The organism is Flavihumibacter stibioxidans (genome assembly GCF_014332695.1).
GTDB lineage: Bacteria > Bacteroidota > Bacteroidia > Chitinophagales > Chitinophagaceae > Flavihumibacter > Flavihumibacter stibioxidans.
In genome coordinates this window covers 517,665-532,455 of the sequence record NZ_MBUA01000012.1, presented here as the reverse complement: position 1 = coordinate 532,455, position 14,791 = coordinate 517,665, and the positions used below count along the sequence as shown (strand labels likewise).

General features: G+C 47.3%; 17 protein-coding genes. 9 read left to right on the top strand and 8 right to left on the bottom strand.

Annotated elements, in window-relative coordinates; genetic code table 11:
* Window positions 1-175: 175 nt before the first annotated feature.
* The 4 genes from BC349_RS09495 to BC349_RS09480 form a co-directional block, all read right to left on the bottom strand.
* Window positions 176-1,045, bottom strand: coding sequence for an OmpA/MotB family protein (locus BC349_RS09495; RefSeq protein WP_187256497.1), 870 nt, complete (start codon window positions 1,043-1,045; stop codon window positions 176-178).
* A gap of 123 nt (window positions 1,046-1,168) precedes the next feature.
* A complete protein-coding gene (locus BC349_RS09490) occupies window positions 1,169-1,735 on the bottom strand; it encodes a 1-acyl-sn-glycerol-3-phosphate acyltransferase (RefSeq protein WP_187256496.1) in 567 nt (188 codons plus the stop codon).
* Between the two features lies 1 nt (window position 1,736).
* Window positions 1,737-2,165 carry an META domain-containing protein gene (locus tag BC349_RS09485; RefSeq protein ID WP_187256495.1) on the bottom strand — a complete coding sequence of 143 codons (429 nt, stop codon included), beginning with the start codon at window positions 2,163-2,165 and terminating at the stop codon, window positions 1,737-1,739.
* A gap of 72 nt (window positions 2,166-2,237) precedes the next feature.
* Window positions 2,238-2,702 carry a DUF4920 domain-containing protein gene (locus BC349_RS09480; RefSeq protein ID WP_187256494.1) on the bottom strand — a complete coding sequence of 155 codons (465 nt, stop codon included), beginning with the start codon at window positions 2,700-2,702 and terminating at the stop codon, window positions 2,238-2,240.
* A gap of 209 nt (window positions 2,703-2,911) precedes the next feature.
* Here BC349_RS09480 and recA point away from each other — a divergent pair, with 209 nt between their 5' ends.
* Window positions 2,912-3,913 carry a recombinase RecA gene (gene recA, locus BC349_RS09475; RefSeq protein ID WP_187256493.1) on the top strand — a complete coding sequence of 334 codons (1,002 nt, stop codon included), beginning with the start codon at window positions 2,912-2,914 and terminating at the stop codon, window positions 3,911-3,913.
* A 99-nt stretch (window positions 3,914-4,012) separates the two neighbouring features.
* On the top strand, window positions 4,013-4,846 hold the full coding sequence (locus tag BC349_RS09470; RefSeq protein WP_187256492.1) for a phosphatase PAP2 family protein: 834 nt from the start codon (window positions 4,013-4,015) through the stop codon (window positions 4,844-4,846).
* A gap of 3 nt (window positions 4,847-4,849) precedes the next feature.
* Here BC349_RS09470 and BC349_RS09465 read toward each other — a convergent pair whose 3' ends face one another.
* The 4 genes from BC349_RS09465 to BC349_RS09450 all read right to left on the bottom strand — a co-directional run bounded on the left by BC349_RS09465 (window position 4,850) and on the right by BC349_RS09450 (window position 8,891).
* On the bottom strand, window positions 4,850-6,127 hold the full coding sequence (locus BC349_RS09465) for a hemolysin family protein (protein ID WP_187256491.1): 1,278 nt from the start codon (window positions 6,125-6,127) through the stop codon (window positions 4,850-4,852).
* A 42-nt stretch (window positions 6,128-6,169) separates the two neighbouring features.
* Window positions 6,170-6,751 carry a guanylate kinase gene (gene gmk / locus BC349_RS09460; RefSeq protein ID WP_187256490.1) on the bottom strand — a complete coding sequence of 194 codons (582 nt, stop codon included), beginning with the start codon at window positions 6,749-6,751 and terminating at the stop codon, window positions 6,170-6,172.
* On the bottom strand, window positions 6,751-8,055 hold the full coding sequence (murA, locus tag BC349_RS09455; protein WP_187256489.1) for a UDP-N-acetylglucosamine 1-carboxyvinyltransferase: 1,305 nt from the start codon (window positions 8,053-8,055) through the stop codon (window positions 6,751-6,753). The genes gmk and murA overlap by 1 nt, the downstream gene beginning before the upstream one ends.
* An 89-nt stretch (window positions 8,056-8,144) precedes the next feature.
* Window positions 8,145-8,891, bottom strand: coding sequence for a DUF4290 domain-containing protein (locus BC349_RS09450; RefSeq protein WP_187256488.1), 747 nt, complete (start codon window positions 8,889-8,891; stop codon window positions 8,145-8,147).
* Window positions 8,892-8,974: 83 nt separating this feature from the next.
* Here BC349_RS09450 and BC349_RS09445 point away from each other — a divergent pair, with 83 nt between their 5' ends.
* The 7 genes from BC349_RS09445 to BC349_RS09415 all read left to right on the top strand — a co-directional run bounded on the left by BC349_RS09445 (window position 8,975) and on the right by BC349_RS09415 (window position 14,764).
* Complete coding sequence (locus BC349_RS09445; RefSeq protein WP_187256487.1) at window positions 8,975-10,093, top strand: glycosyltransferase; 1,119 nt, start codon at window positions 8,975-8,977, stop codon at window positions 10,091-10,093.
* Window positions 10,094-10,124: 31 nt separating this feature from the next.
* Complete coding sequence (gene gldC / locus BC349_RS09440; RefSeq protein ID WP_187256486.1) at window positions 10,125-10,472, top strand: gliding motility protein GldC; 348 nt, start codon at window positions 10,125-10,127, stop codon at window positions 10,470-10,472.
* 75 nt (window positions 10,473-10,547) lie between these two features.
* A complete protein-coding gene (locus tag BC349_RS09435) occupies window positions 10,548-10,997 on the top strand; it encodes a GatB/YqeY domain-containing protein (RefSeq protein ID WP_187256485.1) in 450 nt (149 codons plus the stop codon).
* Between the two features lie 102 nt (window positions 10,998-11,099).
* Window positions 11,100-11,660, top strand: a complete 561-nt coding sequence (locus tag BC349_RS09430; protein ID WP_187256484.1) for a CvpA family protein — start codon at window positions 11,100-11,102, stop codon at window positions 11,658-11,660.
* An 82-nt stretch (window positions 11,661-11,742) separates the two neighbouring features.
* Window positions 11,743-12,519 carry an alpha/beta fold hydrolase gene (locus tag BC349_RS09425; protein ID WP_187256483.1) on the top strand — a complete coding sequence of 259 codons (777 nt, stop codon included), beginning with the start codon at window positions 11,743-11,745 and terminating at the stop codon, window positions 12,517-12,519.
* A gap of 29 nt (window positions 12,520-12,548) precedes the next feature.
* Window positions 12,549-13,211: a CBS domain-containing protein gene (locus BC349_RS09420; protein WP_343063678.1), complete on the top strand. Its 663-nt coding sequence runs from the start codon at window positions 12,549-12,551 to the stop codon at window positions 13,209-13,211.
* A gap of 236 nt (window positions 13,212-13,447) precedes the next feature.
* The gene (locus tag BC349_RS09415) at window positions 13,448-14,764 is read left to right on the top strand and encodes a POTRA domain-containing protein (protein WP_187256482.1); all 1,317 of its coding nucleotides are present in this window, start codon (window positions 13,448-13,450) and stop codon (window positions 14,762-14,764) included.
* Window positions 14,765-14,791: the final 27 nt, after the last annotated feature.

Below are 14,791 nucleotides of genomic sequence, written 5' to 3'. Positions count from 1 at the left end.
ACAAATGAGGAGATGTTGACATAAATGATAAAGTATCAACAGTCATATTATCGCATCGGGTATTCTGAACAATATTCCTGCCGCGCAATGGTGAATTAAATAAAACAGCCCGCCGGATTCCGGCGGGCTGTTTTATTATTCCAGGGGTGTTAGTTTCCCTTTGTCTTCCTGTCCATTATTTCCTCTCCAGCAATTTGTAGAACTGGTCAAGCTGGGGAAGGATTACGATACGGGTGCGACGGTTGGCAGCTTTACCTGCAGCAGATGCATTGTCTTCCAGTGGCTTGTATTCTCCACGACCTGCAGCCGCCATTTTAGCGGGATCAAGGCCATATTTTTTCTGCAGTATACGAACCACACTGGTAGCACGCATTACGCTGAGGTCCCAGTTGTCTTTAATGGTACCGATATTGCCGCGGATAGCATTGTTGTCTGTATGACCTTCCACCATGAATTCAATATCAGGCTGGTTCTTCAGTACAGTTGCCACTTTTCCGAGTACTTCTTCCGCCCTTGGAGTGATGGCAAAGCTGCCACTCTTGAACAGAAGCTTGTCAGAAATATCAACATACACCACACCCTTATCCACTTTAACGTTGATGTCTTCGTCTTCCATATTCCCGATAGCACCTTTCAGGTTCATCACCAGTGCCATGTTCAGCGAATCTTTTTTGGCCATCTGGGTCTGGAGGTCCTGGATATAAGCATCTTTCAACCCGAGATTTTCCATTGATTTTTTGATGCTTTCAGCCTGGGCAGAAGAAATCACTGACATATCCTGTAATTGCTTCAGGGCAGTGGTGTTATTTTCTTTCAGGAATTCTAATTGCTTGTTGAGTCCGGCGATCTCTGATTCCAGTCCCGCCCTTTTACGGGCTTCCTCAGCTTTTGCATCTTCGCAACCTTTCAGGTCATTTTGCAATTGGCCGCTTTTTGCAGTAAGTTCGGCTACCTTAGACTGTTCGGCCTTGAACTTTTTTGAACTGACACAGGATACCATTGAAACTGTTGTTGCAGCAGCAATAACTAAGTAAGAAACTTTCATTTGCTTTTAGTTTTTAGTTAAAATTTCGTGTAAATGTACAGCAAGAATCAACTACCATGCCTTATTTCAAAGCAGTTTTAACAAGAGTTGATTTTATTCAAAAAAAAATTATTTGATATTTTTTTAATCTGTCAGCAGGTGTCCCATTCCTGCCTCAGGGTGCCTGCCTTGAATGGGTGCAAAAAAACGGATGATGGCGGGCATATCGGCTTCCGGAGATACTCCGGGCATGAATGGTTCAGATAGTATCAATTCTTTTTTTTGAAAATCCATACCTGCCATGATAATGGGCACCCCTGCCTGTTTGGCAATATGCCAGAATCCTGTCCTTAGCCTTTCAACTCGCTGCCTGGTACCTTCCGGTGACAGGGCAAGCACAAAATCTTTCCTTTTCCTGAATTCCTCAACCACCTGTTCAACCATATTATTTTTGCTGAACCTGTCTACCGGAACACCGCCGGTCATCCTGAAAAACCAGCCAAATGGGCCGTCAAACAATTCTTTTTTACCCAGGTAATGGGCATGTGGTATGGGAACCACAGATCGGGCAGCCATCCCCGTTACCACATCCCATCCGCTGGTATGAGGCCCAACAATAATGATGGCCCTGTTCAATTCCTTTGGCCATTGTCCCTGAACCTTCCAGCCGCTGAGTGTCCAGAATATTTTCCAGAAGAGGTTTCCACCCATATTAGTTTTTTTTCTTCCACCGAATCAAAACAGTGTCATTTTGCAAAAACACCAAAGTGTCGTTGGTTAATCTGTAACGGTTCACCCTGCCGATGGTTTCCAGGAAGATGCCTTCACCGGGTCCTTTGCAGGCCATCCTTGTCAAAATCATTTTATCCATCGCAAACCTGAACTGCTGGTTTACTGCCACAAACTGCCCGCTGAACCTGTTGCAGCCGGTGCTTCCGCTTGCCCGCAAGGTACTGCTATCAAGACGCATATAGGGCTGTTTCTCTGGAAATAAAACCCCGGGGTCAAATTCCGGACTATGAAAGAAAACCATATGCCAGTTGCCATTGATGGTATTTTGGCCTCCGGATTGCAGTACTGTTTCCGGAAAGCCGCTGAGGGTCATCCAGCCCATTAGTACTGATAAAAGAAAAAACTTCATTTTAAAGGATTTGCTTATGAAATGTCATAAAAAAAACCGGCACTGGGCCGGTTCTGAAGATTTTATTATTGGTTAAAGCACCATTACTCCTTTTGCGATGAACTGGGTTTCTTTCTTGGGCGCCTTTATTTTTTCAATTTCTTCCTGGCTTTTGCCGGCATCCTTGGCATAATGCTTCTGCTGTTTTACCGATACTTCCTTTACCACAGCTTCACCTTCAAGCACTACTTCCTTTCCCTGGATATCCTTTGGCATAAAAAAACCATAGTCCTTGAATTTGACCATCAGGGTTTCGCCGTTTTCCTTTTCCAGTTTCATCCAGCAGCCCTTTTCCTGGCATACTTCGGTTACCTTCCCGACTATTTTACCGGAATAAACATTACCGGACATTTTTGATGAAAGCTCGTTAACCGAAATGGCCCCATCTGCATTGGTGCCAGCTCCATAGGTCTCACCCTTCACCGCCGGGGCAGGGGATTGTGCCGCTGCTGCGGTTGCCATTCCCAAAGCCACAACTAAAACTGCTAGTATTCTCATACGGTTTATTTTTTCAAAGATACAATTCTGTAATAATGTGATAGCCCCTATTCATTGGGGGTATGTGAAAAAAAACCTAAAACCGCAAGGGTGTTTTCACGATAAAATATTTAGTGAAAAAATGCTAAATTAATTAGTGTTAATAATTAAATCTGGCTATCTTTGGCCCACTAATAATTTTGGACCATAACTAAAAAACAACAGATACTATGTCAAATGCTGAAAAACTGAAGGCGCTGAAGCTGACGATGGATAAGATCGATAAGGACTTCGGTAAGGGTTCCGTGATGATGATGAATGAAAGAGCCTCCGATGTGCAGGAAGTGGTTTCGTCCGGCTCGCTGGGACTGGATGTGGCGCTGGGAATTGGTGGCTTTCCCAGGGGAAGGATTGTTGAAGTGTATGGTCCGGAATCTTCAGGTAAAACCACCATTGCCATCCATGCCATAGCAGAGGCTCAGAAAAAAGGCGGGATTTGCGCCATTATTGATGCTGAACACGCATTTGACAGCTCCTATGCCCAGAAACTGGGGGTTGATGTAGACAATCTGCTGATTTCCCAGCCCGATTATGGTGAGCAGGCTCTTGAAATTGCCGACAGACTGATCCTTTCCGGCGCCCTGGATGTGGTGGTGATTGACTCCGTTGCCGCACTTGTACCAAAAGGCGAACTGGAAGGGGAGATGGGTGACAGTAAAATGGGGTTGCAGGCCCGACTCATGAGCCAGGCCCTGCGTAAGCTGACTGCCACCATTAATAAGACCAATACAATCTGCATCTTCATCAACCAGCTTCGTGAAAAGATCGGCGTTATGTTTGGTAACCCCGAAACCACCACAGGTGGTAATGCCCTGAAGTTTTATGCTTCCGTCCGCCTGGATATCCGCAGGATGAGCCAGATCAAGGATGGCGATGAGGCAGTTGGAAACAGGGTAAAGGTTAAAGTGGTAAAAAACAAGGTGGCACCACCATTCAGGACCGCAGAATTTGATATCATTTTCGGTGAAGGTATTTCCAAAGTGGGTGAAATCATTGATATGGGAGTTGACCTGGGTATCGTTCAGAAAAGCGGCAGTTGGTTCAGTTATAATACCGACAAACTGGGACAGGGGCGTGATTCAGTAAAACAATTGCTTCGCGATAATCCCGAGCTGCAGGCCGAAATTGAAAAGAAGATCCGTGAAAAAATTGCCGAAATGCAGGCGGCATAGGCTTCCATCCCGACAAATCAATTTTGAATAATGTTAGTAAACGGGCTCCCTGGAAAAGGAGCCCGTTTGTTTATTCTTTTTTTTCTATTTTCCGTTTCTATGTCTTCAGCCTGCCGTTACTTCGGAATTCTGCTTCTTTTTCTGTTGCCCTGCCGGTTTGCTGCAGCACAGCAGGAAGACTCCGTCATTGCTGTTATGGGCTTATCCGACAGTTCAACTGCCTGGTACCAGGAGCATGGTTACAGGATAAACAAAACCTATGTCCTGAGTTATTTTACAGATCTGCCCAAAGTGGCTGGATCACCGCTCAGGTATAGTGCCAGGGATTGGCGGACAGTTGCTTTTGTAACAGCCGGTGCGGGCGTTTTTTTGCTGACCGATAAGACCGTAAATAAATGGATGCGTGCCAACCAGGAACAATTCTATACCGAAGTGGCCAAAGTGGTGGAGCCGTTTGGAAACAAATACCCGCCCTTTATTATCGGGGCCATGTACCTGACGGGTGTTGTTACCAAAAACCGGAAAATTGAACACGCTTCCCTTATGACAGCCAAGTCGCTGGTCTTTTCCACTCTTTTTTATGTAAGCACGAAGCAGATCATACGCCGCCGCCGCCCGCTTTATACGCAAGAACCTTATGAATTCAATGAACCTTTCCAGGGCGGCAGGGAGTACACGTCTTTCCCTTCCGGCCATTCAAATACTATTTTCACGGTTGCTACAGCGTTGGCTATAGAGTTTAAGGAAACAAAATGGGTGCCTCCTGTTGCTTATACCTTAGCAACACTCACTGCCTTATCCCGTTTGTATGATAACCGGCACTGGTCCAGCGATGTATGGATTGGTGCTGCTTTCGGCCATTTTATTACGAAGGCCGTTTATAAAGTGGAAGCACGAAAAAAGGAAAAGCAAATGCTGAAACTTAATTTTTGAGTTTTATTTCAACAGTTTCAGCCTGACCATCTCGATCCTTGTGTCACTTACCGCCATGATTTCAAATTCATAGTCGTCAATGAAGATCCGCTCCTTTATTTTAGGAATGGTTTCGTGGTATTGTATAATATAACCAGAGAGCGTTTCAGATTCGTCCTCTTCAAAAACCAGGTTGTATTTTTCGTGCAGGTAATCCAGTTCCAGGCGACCTGAAAAGATGAACTCGGTTTCGGAGATCTTTTTTTCCTCGAATTCTTCTGTATCATGTTCATCCCTGATTTCACCAAAGATCTCTTCCAGCAGGTCCTCCATGGTAACGATTCCGGATGTGCCACCAAATTCATCCACCACCCAGGCCATGCTTTTTCTTTCCCTAGTGAACCTGTTGATCAGGTCTGTTGCATTCATGCTTTCAGGAACCGCCGGAATCGGAAGCAATACAGACGCAGTTGTTGATGGCTGCTTGAACATATCCAGTTGGTGTACATACCCTACGATATGGTCTATATTACCTTCATATACCGCCAGTTTGCTCAGCTTGGTATCAATAAATTTTGCGATTACCTTCTCCACCGGCGTATTGATTTCCACCCCTTCAATTTCTTTACGGGGAATCAGGCACTGCCTGACCCTGACCGTAGGAAGCGAGAGCGCATTTTCAATCAGGCTGGTATTTATTTCCTGTAATTCATTTTCTTTTTCTCCTGTATGTTGCATATTGAAAGCATCGATATCCGTCCTGATAAAGGCATCCTTTCTTTCAGTCAGCCTGATATTGAACAGGTATTTGAGTATCCATTCGGCAATGGAAACAAATAAAGTAGTTACCGGCTGTAATACCTGGTATAGGAAATTGATGATACTGGCAATGGCGCTATTGAGTATCCATTCATTTCTTGCGCGCCAGAAAGCTCTTGGCAGGAATTCGCCCAGAATTATGAAGATGGCAGTGGCTGTCAGTGTTTCAAAAAACAGGTGGATGATATTGGCATAGGCCACCGGTAACTTCTGTTCCAGGATCCTCCATAGGGGTTCCAGGAACTCGCCGATCATCAGGCCGTACACTACCAGGAAAAGGTTAAACCCAATCAGTACCACTCCGATAAAAGAGGACGGCTTTTCCAGGAACTGGCTGACCAGTATGCCTCCGGTGCGCCCCTGTTTTTTCCGGAGCTCAACGGAGAGCCTGTTAATACTGCCATAGGCAGCTTCAATACCGGCAAAAAATCCGACCAGTACCAGGAAAAAAACAATCAGTCCAAGTGAATTCAGGTTGATCATACTTTAACGAATATACGCATTGTTTGAGTCCTTTGCCATCCCTCAGGAAGGACTGGAAAGGAACTTCAGGATCAGGTCCTCTGCCGTTTTGCAGGCTTTATCCAGGTCATCATTCACAATGATATGATTGAAATGATGCTTGAAAGAAATTTCATAAGCTGCCTTATTCACCCTGGCAGCCAGGCTTTCCGTTGTTTCCGTACCCCTGCTTTCCAGCCTCCTTTTCAACTCCTCCACGGATGGTGGTTCAATGAATAAGGACAAGGTATTGTGGGGGTATTGCTGCTGTACATGGATAGCACCTTTTACATCTATATCGAGCATGGGTACCTGCTTATTGTTCCAGATTCGTACCATTTCTGATTTCAGGGTGCCATAATATTTCCCTTCGTACACCATTTCCCATTCCATGAAATCATTCAGGCGGATATGTTCCCTGAATTCATCCACGCTGATGAAGTAATAATCCACCCCGTTTTTTTCAGCACCCCTTGGCTGCCGGGTAGCTGCGGAAATTGAGAAGGCCAGCTGGGGATGTTTTTGAAGCAGGTAGCGGGTGATGGATGTTTTTCCGGCACCCGAAGGCGCGGTAATGATGATGATCTTTTTATTGGTGTACAACATTAGATGCGTTTGATGTCTGCACCAAGTGCTACCAGTCGCTGGTCGATATTCTGGTATCCCCGGTCAATTTGTTCAATATTCTGGATCACACTCTTTCCTTCCGCGCTTAGTGCGGCTATCAACAGGGAAACACCGGCACGGATATCCGGACTGCTCATGGTAATACCCCGGAGTTTTTGTTCGCGACCCAGGCCAATTACCGCTGCACGGTGCGGGTCACATAGTATGATCTGAGCACCCATGTCTATCAGTTTATCGACAAAGAAAAGACGACTTTCAAACATTTTCTGGTGTATCAGCACCGAACCCTTAGCCTGGGTGGCCACCACCAGCACGATGCTCAGCAGGTCCGGGGTGAATCCCGGCCATGGATGGTCGCTGATGGTTAGAACCGATCCGTCGAGGAAGGTCTGTATTTCATATGTTTCCTGCTCCGGAATGATAATATCATCCCCTTCAAACTGCATCTGTATACCGAGTTGCCTGAATTTATCGGGGATTATGCCCAGGTGTTCAATGCCTGCACCCTGTATCCTGATATTGCCCTGGGTCATGGCAGCCATTCCTATGAATGAGCCAACCTCGATCATATCGGGAAGCATGCGGTGTTCGGTTCCGCCCAGGTAATCTACCCCTTCAATGGTCAGCAGGTTACTGCCGATTCCGCTGATCTTTGCCCCCATCCGGTTCAGCATCTTGCAAAGCTGCTGCAGGTAAGGCTCACAGGCGGCATTGTAAATAGTGGTGGTGCCTTTTGCCATTACAGCCGCCATAACAATATTGGCTGTTCCGGTTACCGAAGGCTCGTCCAGTAACATATATGTTCCCTTCAGGTTGGGTGCATCCAGGTGGAAATAACCGTCTTCGGGATGGTAGTTGAATTCTGCCCCCAGCTTTTCGAACCCGATGATATGGGTGTCAAGCCTTCTGCGGCCAATCTTATCTCCACCGGGCTTTGGAATGAATGCCTTCCTGAACCTGGCGAGCAAGGGGCCGGCCAGCATAACGGAGCCGCGTAAACGACCACCTTTTTTGCGGAATTCTTCACTGTGGAGAAAGTCGATATTGACTTCAGCTGATTTAAAACTGGCTGTATGCCGATCTGTCCGGTTGATTTCAACGCCCATATCGCCCAGGAGTTCAATAAGGAGGTTTACATCCAGGATGTCGGGAATATTACTGATGGTTACCTGTTCCGGAGTCAGCAAAACAGCACTCAGTATCTGGAGCGCTTCGTTTTTGGCTCCCTGAGGTACAATAGTGCCGGAAAGCTTTTTGCCACCGATTACTTCAAAGCTGTTCATGGGAGGGCCTTTGGTGAATGGTGAATGGGGAATGGTGAATGGGTGAATGGGGAATGAACACGGGGCATTCCAGGATCACAGAAAAGCAATCATTTAAATCTTTTTTTGAACTTCTGCTGTCCGCCCCGGTTGCCGCCGCCACCGCCACCGCCGCGGTTATCACGGTTATCGCGGTTATCGCGGTTGTCACCTCTTTGCTCATTACCACGCTGCTGGCCACCACCACCGCGCTGCTGGAATTTCTGGGGTCTTTTACCTCCACCACCGCTGCGGAAATCCCTTTGTCCTTCATTGGGACGGAATGCTTTTACATAAGGAGTGTTGGTAAACTCAAGTTGTCCGCCGGTAATGGAACTCAGTTCACTCTGGATGGCATCGTCATGAACAATCTCCTTGTGCCAGTTGCTGTAGGCCAGTTTCATGTAATAGGCAATGGCATTGGCAAATCCCTGGCGTTTTTCCGGATTCTCCTCTTTTAAAGCCTTGTGGATGATCACTTCTATGTTTTTCCCAATATGCGAATAGCGGGGATAACCCTTTGGGTACTTGAGTGGGGTAGGCTTTGCCTTCAGGCTTTCCTTTGTGGGGATCGGGTAAGGCGATTCAACCTCCAGTTTGAAATCAGAAATCAGGAACAGATGATCCCACAGCTTGTGGCGGAAATCTTCCACGTTTTTCAGGTGCGGGTTCAGGAATCCCATCAATTCAATCACCACCATTGCATTTTTCTGGCGTTTTTCAGGATCTTCCAGGCTCATCAGGTATTCAATCATTTTCTGAACATGACGGCCATATTCGCGCATTATCAGGTGATTTCTTGTTGTGTTGTATTCCATTCAAACAATTTGTCTTATTGCAAATGTAAGTCTTGCCATTCAGGAAAAAGCACCAATTTGCAGCCATTGTTCAAAATACCTGCATGATCACCCTGGCTTATTTTATTGATCCATTCCTGGAAGCTCCGGCCTCCCTGCAGGACCAGGCCTTCCTGGATGCCATTCCGGACCTTGCAGCACGCCTGCCGGATTACCGGCATATTGCCCTGACCACCTTTCCGGGCATCAGCCTGGATGCTGGTGCAGATTCCGCCCTCCGGCTTACCGTTCTGCCACTGCCCCGTTACTCCCTGCTCGGGAAAAAGGCTGCGATGTTACAATCATTGCGGAAATGGCTGGCCGCAGAGGATGTAAAGCTTTTCTTTACCTCCGACCCGGAACTGGTATTTCCCCATGCCGGCCACACGCTGCTGGTAACCAGTGCCGCGAAATTGCTGCAAAAAGCACCCGGAGGGAAACTCCTGGGGAAAAAAAATACTACTGGCTGGATGGCCGCCTCACGTATTATTGTGCCCCATGAAGCCGACCGAACCCGGTTACTGTCCGCCTTCCCTGGTCTGGAAAACAAAATAAAAGTAATCTATCCGGCTTTCCAGGAACCGGTTCCCTCCCTCGGCTGGTCTGAACAGGAACAGGTGAAACTGCGTTACTCAGGAGGGCGCGATTATTTGATTTTTGCCGGTGCCCTGGATAAATCCCACGACCTGGTAAACCTGCTGAGATCTTATTCGCTTTTCAAAAAATGGCTGATGACCGGCATGCCGATAATCCTTGCCGGACCTGCCACTGATTATACCCCCGAGTTTGAAAAACTGCTGGAATCCTATAAATACAATTCCGATGTGTCCCTGTTCCCCAATCCCGGCGAAGATGAACTAAAGGAAATGCTTGCCGGCGCCTACGCGCTGGTTTGGCCGGCGGAGGGCACAAACGATGCCTGGCCAATTGAATGGGCATTCCATGCCGGCACACCCGTGATCTCCACCGACCATGCCGGCATACGTGAACTCTGTTCCGGCGCTGCCCTGCTAAGCTCCGCCGGCGACCTCGACCAGATGGCCCAAAACCTGATGATCCTGTATAAGGATGAACACTTACGTGCGAGGCTGATTGAAAAAGGCCGCGAAAGGGCGCTCGAACTGAACCGGGAAACTACCCTCAACCAGTATGCGAATTCCATCCTTGAACTTTGTGGCCGATAATGGCTAATTTTGCCACCACAATATTCCCAATATGCAGGATTCAACCATAACAATAGATGTACAACTCGACCCCGATAAATTTCCTTCACAAATTTCCTGGAAAGCTTCGGGCAGCACGGCAGAAGAGGCGCAAAAGGCTAAAGCGATGATGCTGGCATTCTGGGATGGGGCCGATAAAACCGCCATGAGAATAGATCTCTGGACAAAGGAGATGATGGTGGATGAGATGGCTGATTTCTTTTACCAGACCCTTATGACCATGGCCGACACCTATCAGCGCGCCACCCGCAACGAAGAAATGGTTGCCGATATGAAAAAATTCGCAAAGGATTTCTACCAGAAATTCCGCGACCAGCAGATGAAAGAAAACCAGGCCTGAGCAGGATTGGTGATTTCTGATTGATTACTGCTGCTTATTAACTGAGTGCTTAAATCTTCATTACAAACTGATCATATGTCCTTAGAGTCCCTCGTAATGGCCGAATTAAAAGAGGCCATGAAAGCAAAAAATGAAGCCGCCCTGCGTGGCTTGCGTGCCATCAAGGCCGAAATCATCAAAGCCAAAACAGAGCCTGGTGCCAATGGCCAGATTTCTGCTGAAACTGAGGCAAAGCTGCTTCAGAAGATGGTCAAGCAGCGCAGGGATTCCCTCGAAATTTTCAACCAGCAGCAAAGGGCTGACCTGGCCGTCCGTGAACAGGAAGAAATAGAAGTGATCGAAAAATTCCTGCCCAAACAGCTGGACGAAGCTTCGCTGAAGTCTGCACTCCAGGCCATCATTGCCGAACTGGGCGCCAGTTCACCGGCAGACCTGGGCAAAGTGATGGGAGCAGCGACCAAAAAGCTGGCCGGACAGGCAGATGGCAAAGCCATCAGTGCCATGGTGAAGTCGCTCCTGGGCTAAGCTTCCATTCATGATCTGTATCAGCAGGTTTCCGGAAGATGTGGCCTGCGGCCAGGCAGGGGTGGTAAGCCGCCCCGCGGAACACAGAAAAAACGATTGCATATGATCCTTGATATTTTAACATTGGTCATCCTGCTCTGGGCAGTTTACAAGGGTATCTCAAAAGGACTGCTGATGGCGGTTTTTTCGCTGGTCGCCTTTGTTGCAGGCCTTGCAGCGGCGCTGAAACTGTCGGCAATCACCGCCAGCCGGCTGGAAGGAACCGTCAATGTATCGGCCCGCTGGTTGCCGGTGCTGGCCTTTCTTCTTGTGTTTATCGGGGTGACCATCCTGGTGAACCTTATTGGAAAACTGCTGGAAAAGTCAGCCGAATGGGCATTTTTGGGTTGGCTGAACAAGGCCGGAGGGGTATTGTTTTTTGCCGTTCTCTACCTGCTGGTCTGGAGCATTGTTTTATTTTACCTGGACAAACTGGAACTGCTGAATCCGGATACTATGACCGAATCGAATACCTATGCTATAATTGTACCCTGGGGTCCCCGGACCATAAACTGGCTGGCTGAATTGGTGCCGGTTTTTAAAAATGTGTTTGAAGAGCTGGGAATTTTTTTCGACAGGTTGTCTGATAAAGTAAATCAGCCTCCTCAGGTTGCCTTCTTATAGTTGGCCAAAGAAGCCGGCATCCTATAATTGAGGCAAATGGCCTATTTTAGCAAATAATTGGAAGTCTTATTTTTAGATACAGATGCAATACGAGATCAAACAGCTGGATAAGTTCAGGTATATCGAAGAAGGTGATGGTGAGCCGCTGGTATTACTGCATGGCCTTTTCGGGGCTCTCAGCAATTTCAGGGACCTGATAGAATACTTCCGCCAACATTATAAGGTGGTGGTACCCATGCTGCCATTATTTGAGCTGGACATACTGCACACATCAGTGGGCGGGTTACAGAAATTCGTGCATAAATTCATTGAAGCAAAAGACTTAAGGAATATTCATCTGCTGGGAAATTCATTGGGTGGCCATGTGGGACTGGTTCATGTGCTGAAGCAACCCGAGCGGATCAAAAGCCTGATCCTGACCGGCAGTTCCGGCCTTTTCGAAAACGGTATGGGGGATACCTATCCCAAACGCGGCGACTACGACTATATCCGCAAAAAGACTGAGCTGACTTTTTACGATCCCAAAATGGCTACCAAGGAACTGGTGGATGAAGTATATGAAATTACCACCAGCCGCCTCAAAGTGATCAAAATCATAGCGCTCGCTAAAAGCGCCATCCGGAACAACCTGGGCGAAGAACTCAGCCAGATCAAACAACCCACCCTGCTGGTCTGGGGAAATAACGACACCATTACCCCGCCGTTTGTGGGAAGGGAATTTAACCGCCTGATACCCAATAGCGAACTGCATTTTATTGACCATTGCGGTCACGCACCCATGATGGAGGTTCCTGAGGAATTCAACCGGATCCTGCATAAATTTTTGACGAAACTGAGTACACCCGCAGCGGTTGCCTGAGATTTGTCGTCTATACATAAACGATTTTAGTGATAAATAAGGACCTTATTTCCGCGTCTCTGCCGGTTTTATCCCCTAAGGATCCGGTATACCGCGCTTTACAGTTGATGGATGATTGTAATGTGATACATCTCCCGGTGGTAGACGAGGAAAAATATATTGGTTTGGTAGCGGAGGATGACCTGTTGAACGCAGAGGACGACAACCAGACCCTTGAAACCATATCCGCCTCCATCTCCAAATTAAGGGTGGCACCCGGTAACCATTTTACCGAAGCCGTGCAGCTTGCCAATGAATATGGCCTCGCCGTTGTGCCTGTTACAGAAACAGACCTGCAATGGGTTGGGTCAATTTCTGCCACTGACCTCCTGAAATTCACTGGTCACATGATCGGTGCCGATGAACCCGGCGGTATCATTGTGCTGGAAATGGAGAAAAGAAATTTCAGTTTTTCTGATATTAATAAGCTGGTGGAAACAAATGACGCACAGATCACACAGCTAAATACCAGTTTCGATAATAACCTGGGGGTGCTCTACATTACCCTCAAGCTGAATAAATTTGAATTATCTGATATTGTTGCCACTTTCCAGCGTTACGAATACCAGGTCCGGTATTATTTCGGGGAAGAACAGTATGAAAATGAGCTGCGAAACAATTATGACCATCTCATGAATTACCTGAATCTCTGAAAAAAATACCCAGTTTATTGTAATCTTGTTGCTAATCCTGTACTTTCATAGACCGGGTTAAAGGAATGAATAAGGTGTGGAAATATAGAATCCTGTTGGTTGCGGCCGTATTGTTTGTGTGTTGTCCCCTAAACGCGCAGGATGTTATTAGCATACCCGCAGAAGCCACCATCGCTCCCGGCCTAAGTCCCGAAGGGGCCACCCCCGTGGATTCCCCTTTTGTCCGTAAATCATTTATGATCAGTAAGATATTCGTCTCAGGTAATAGAAAAACCAAAGACTATATCATCAAACGTGAGCTCCCTTTCCAGGAGGGTGATTCCGTAGTACTGAACGAGCTGGTGGCAAAATTCAGGCTGGGCAAACGCCAGCTGGTCAATACCCGCCTTTTTAACGATGTGGTTATTTCCCTGAAGAGCTTCCGGGGATACCTGGTGGATGTTCAGGTGGATGTAAAGGAACGCTGGTATATTTTTCCTATCCCCTACCTGAAGCCGATCGACCGGAACCTGCAGACCTGGGCACAGAAGGGATACAGTCTTGATCGCGTCAATTACGGCGCCAAATTCAATTATTACAATGCAACCGGCCGGAACGATGTACTGAAACTCTGGTTGATTACGGGATATTCCCGGCAGATCCAGGGTTCCTATAACCAGCCTTTTATGGACGGGTCATTAAAGAGTGGTTTTGGGGTAAACTTTTCCTATGCTGCCATGAAGGAAGTCAACCCGCTCACTGTAAAAGACCAGCAGTTTTTCCTGAAAGCCGATTCACTGCCCAAAGCCGGGCGCTTCCTGGAAGAGCAACTGGGCGGATCAATTCAGTGGAATTACCGTCCCGGTCTGCGTACCAGGCATCTGGTCAGGCTGGGTTTCAATATGAGCAAGGTGGATAGCGCTGTGCTGGCCGTGAATCCCAATTATTTCAGCAAAACCGGCAAGAGCAGGGTCGTGTATCCTGAACTGAGTTATATGGTCTCCCATGTGGATATTGATTATGCCCCTTATCCGCTGCGGGGCCAGATGTGGGAGCTTTTTCTCTCGCGTCGCGGATTGGGTAAGGATGTGGGCATGTGGACATTCAGTGCCAAAGGCACCCGCGCCTGGGAAATGAAGTGGAAATCATCCTTTTCCTCCCAGGTCTTCGGAACCCTCCGGCTCCCTTTTAATCAGCCATTCATGCACCACAGGATGTTTGGATACGGAGATTTTTACCTCCGGGGATTAGAGAAATATGTCATAGACGGGGTTGCCGGTGTAATGAGCCGCAATACCTTAAGGCGCGAGCTGTTTAATTTTCACATTCCATTGCCAGTCAGGAGCAGCAGTCACGACCGGATTCCTTTCCGCATTTATGCCAAGACTTATACCGATTTCGCCTATTCGCACAACAAGCAGTTCAACCATAATTTTCTGAACAATAAATTACTGACAACAGCGGGCGCCGGCATTGATGTGGTTACCCTCTACGATGTTGTAATGCGTTTTGAATACAGTTTTAACCAGATGGGGCAGAAAGGATTCTTTTTTCACTTTAAGAATGACTTTTAATACCCTATCTTTCAGCGGATAAACCAG

Bases quoted from the DNA above. Each gene is read 5' to 3' on its own strand.
- recA (WP_187256493.1), top strand. From the start codon at position 2,912: ATGTCAAATGCTGAAAAACTGAAGGCGCTGAAGCTGACGATGGATAAG.
- gmk (WP_187256490.1), bottom strand. From the start codon at position 6,751: ATGTTGTACACCAATAAAAAGATCATCATCATTACCGCGCCTTCGGGT.
- BC349_RS09450 (WP_187256488.1), bottom strand. From the start codon at position 8,891: ATGGAATACAACACAACAAGAAATCACCTGATAATGCGCGAATATGGC.
- gldC (WP_187256486.1), top strand. From the start codon at position 10,125: ATGCAGGATTCAACCATAACAATAGATGTACAACTCGACCCCGATAAA.
- BC349_RS09495 (WP_187256497.1), bottom strand. From the start codon at position 1,045: ATGAAAGTTTCTTACTTAGTTATTGCTGCTGCAACAACAGTTTCAATG.
- BC349_RS09485 (WP_187256495.1), bottom strand. From the start codon at position 2,165: ATGAAGTTTTTTCTTTTATCAGTACTAATGGGCTGGATGACCCTCAGC.
- BC349_RS09480 (WP_187256494.1), bottom strand. From the start codon at position 2,702: ATGAGAATACTAGCAGTTTTAGTTGTGGCTTTGGGAATGGCAACCGCA.
- murA (WP_187256489.1), bottom strand. From the start codon at position 8,055: ATGAACAGCTTTGAAGTAATCGGTGGCAAAAAGCTTTCCGGCACTATT.
- BC349_RS09415 (WP_187256482.1), top strand. From the start codon at position 13,448: ATGATCAGTAAGATATTCGTCTCAGGTAATAGAAAAACCAAAGACTAT.
- BC349_RS09470 (WP_187256492.1), top strand. From the start codon at position 4,013: ATGTCTTCAGCCTGCCGTTACTTCGGAATTCTGCTTCTTTTTCTGTTG.
- BC349_RS09490 (WP_187256496.1), bottom strand. From the start codon at position 1,735: ATGGGTGGAAACCTCTTCTGGAAAATATTCTGGACACTCAGCGGCTGG.
- BC349_RS09425 (WP_187256483.1), top strand. From the start codon at position 11,743: ATGCAATACGAGATCAAACAGCTGGATAAGTTCAGGTATATCGAAGAA.
- BC349_RS09465 (WP_187256491.1), bottom strand. From the start codon at position 6,127: ATGATCAACCTGAATTCACTTGGACTGATTGTTTTTTTCCTGGTACTG.
- BC349_RS09445 (WP_187256487.1), top strand. From the start codon at position 8,975: ATGATCACCCTGGCTTATTTTATTGATCCATTCCTGGAAGCTCCGGCC.
- BC349_RS09435 (WP_187256485.1), top strand. From the start codon at position 10,548: ATGTCCTTAGAGTCCCTCGTAATGGCCGAATTAAAAGAGGCCATGAAA.
- BC349_RS09430 (WP_187256484.1), top strand. From the start codon at position 11,100: ATGATCCTTGATATTTTAACATTGGTCATCCTGCTCTGGGCAGTTTAC.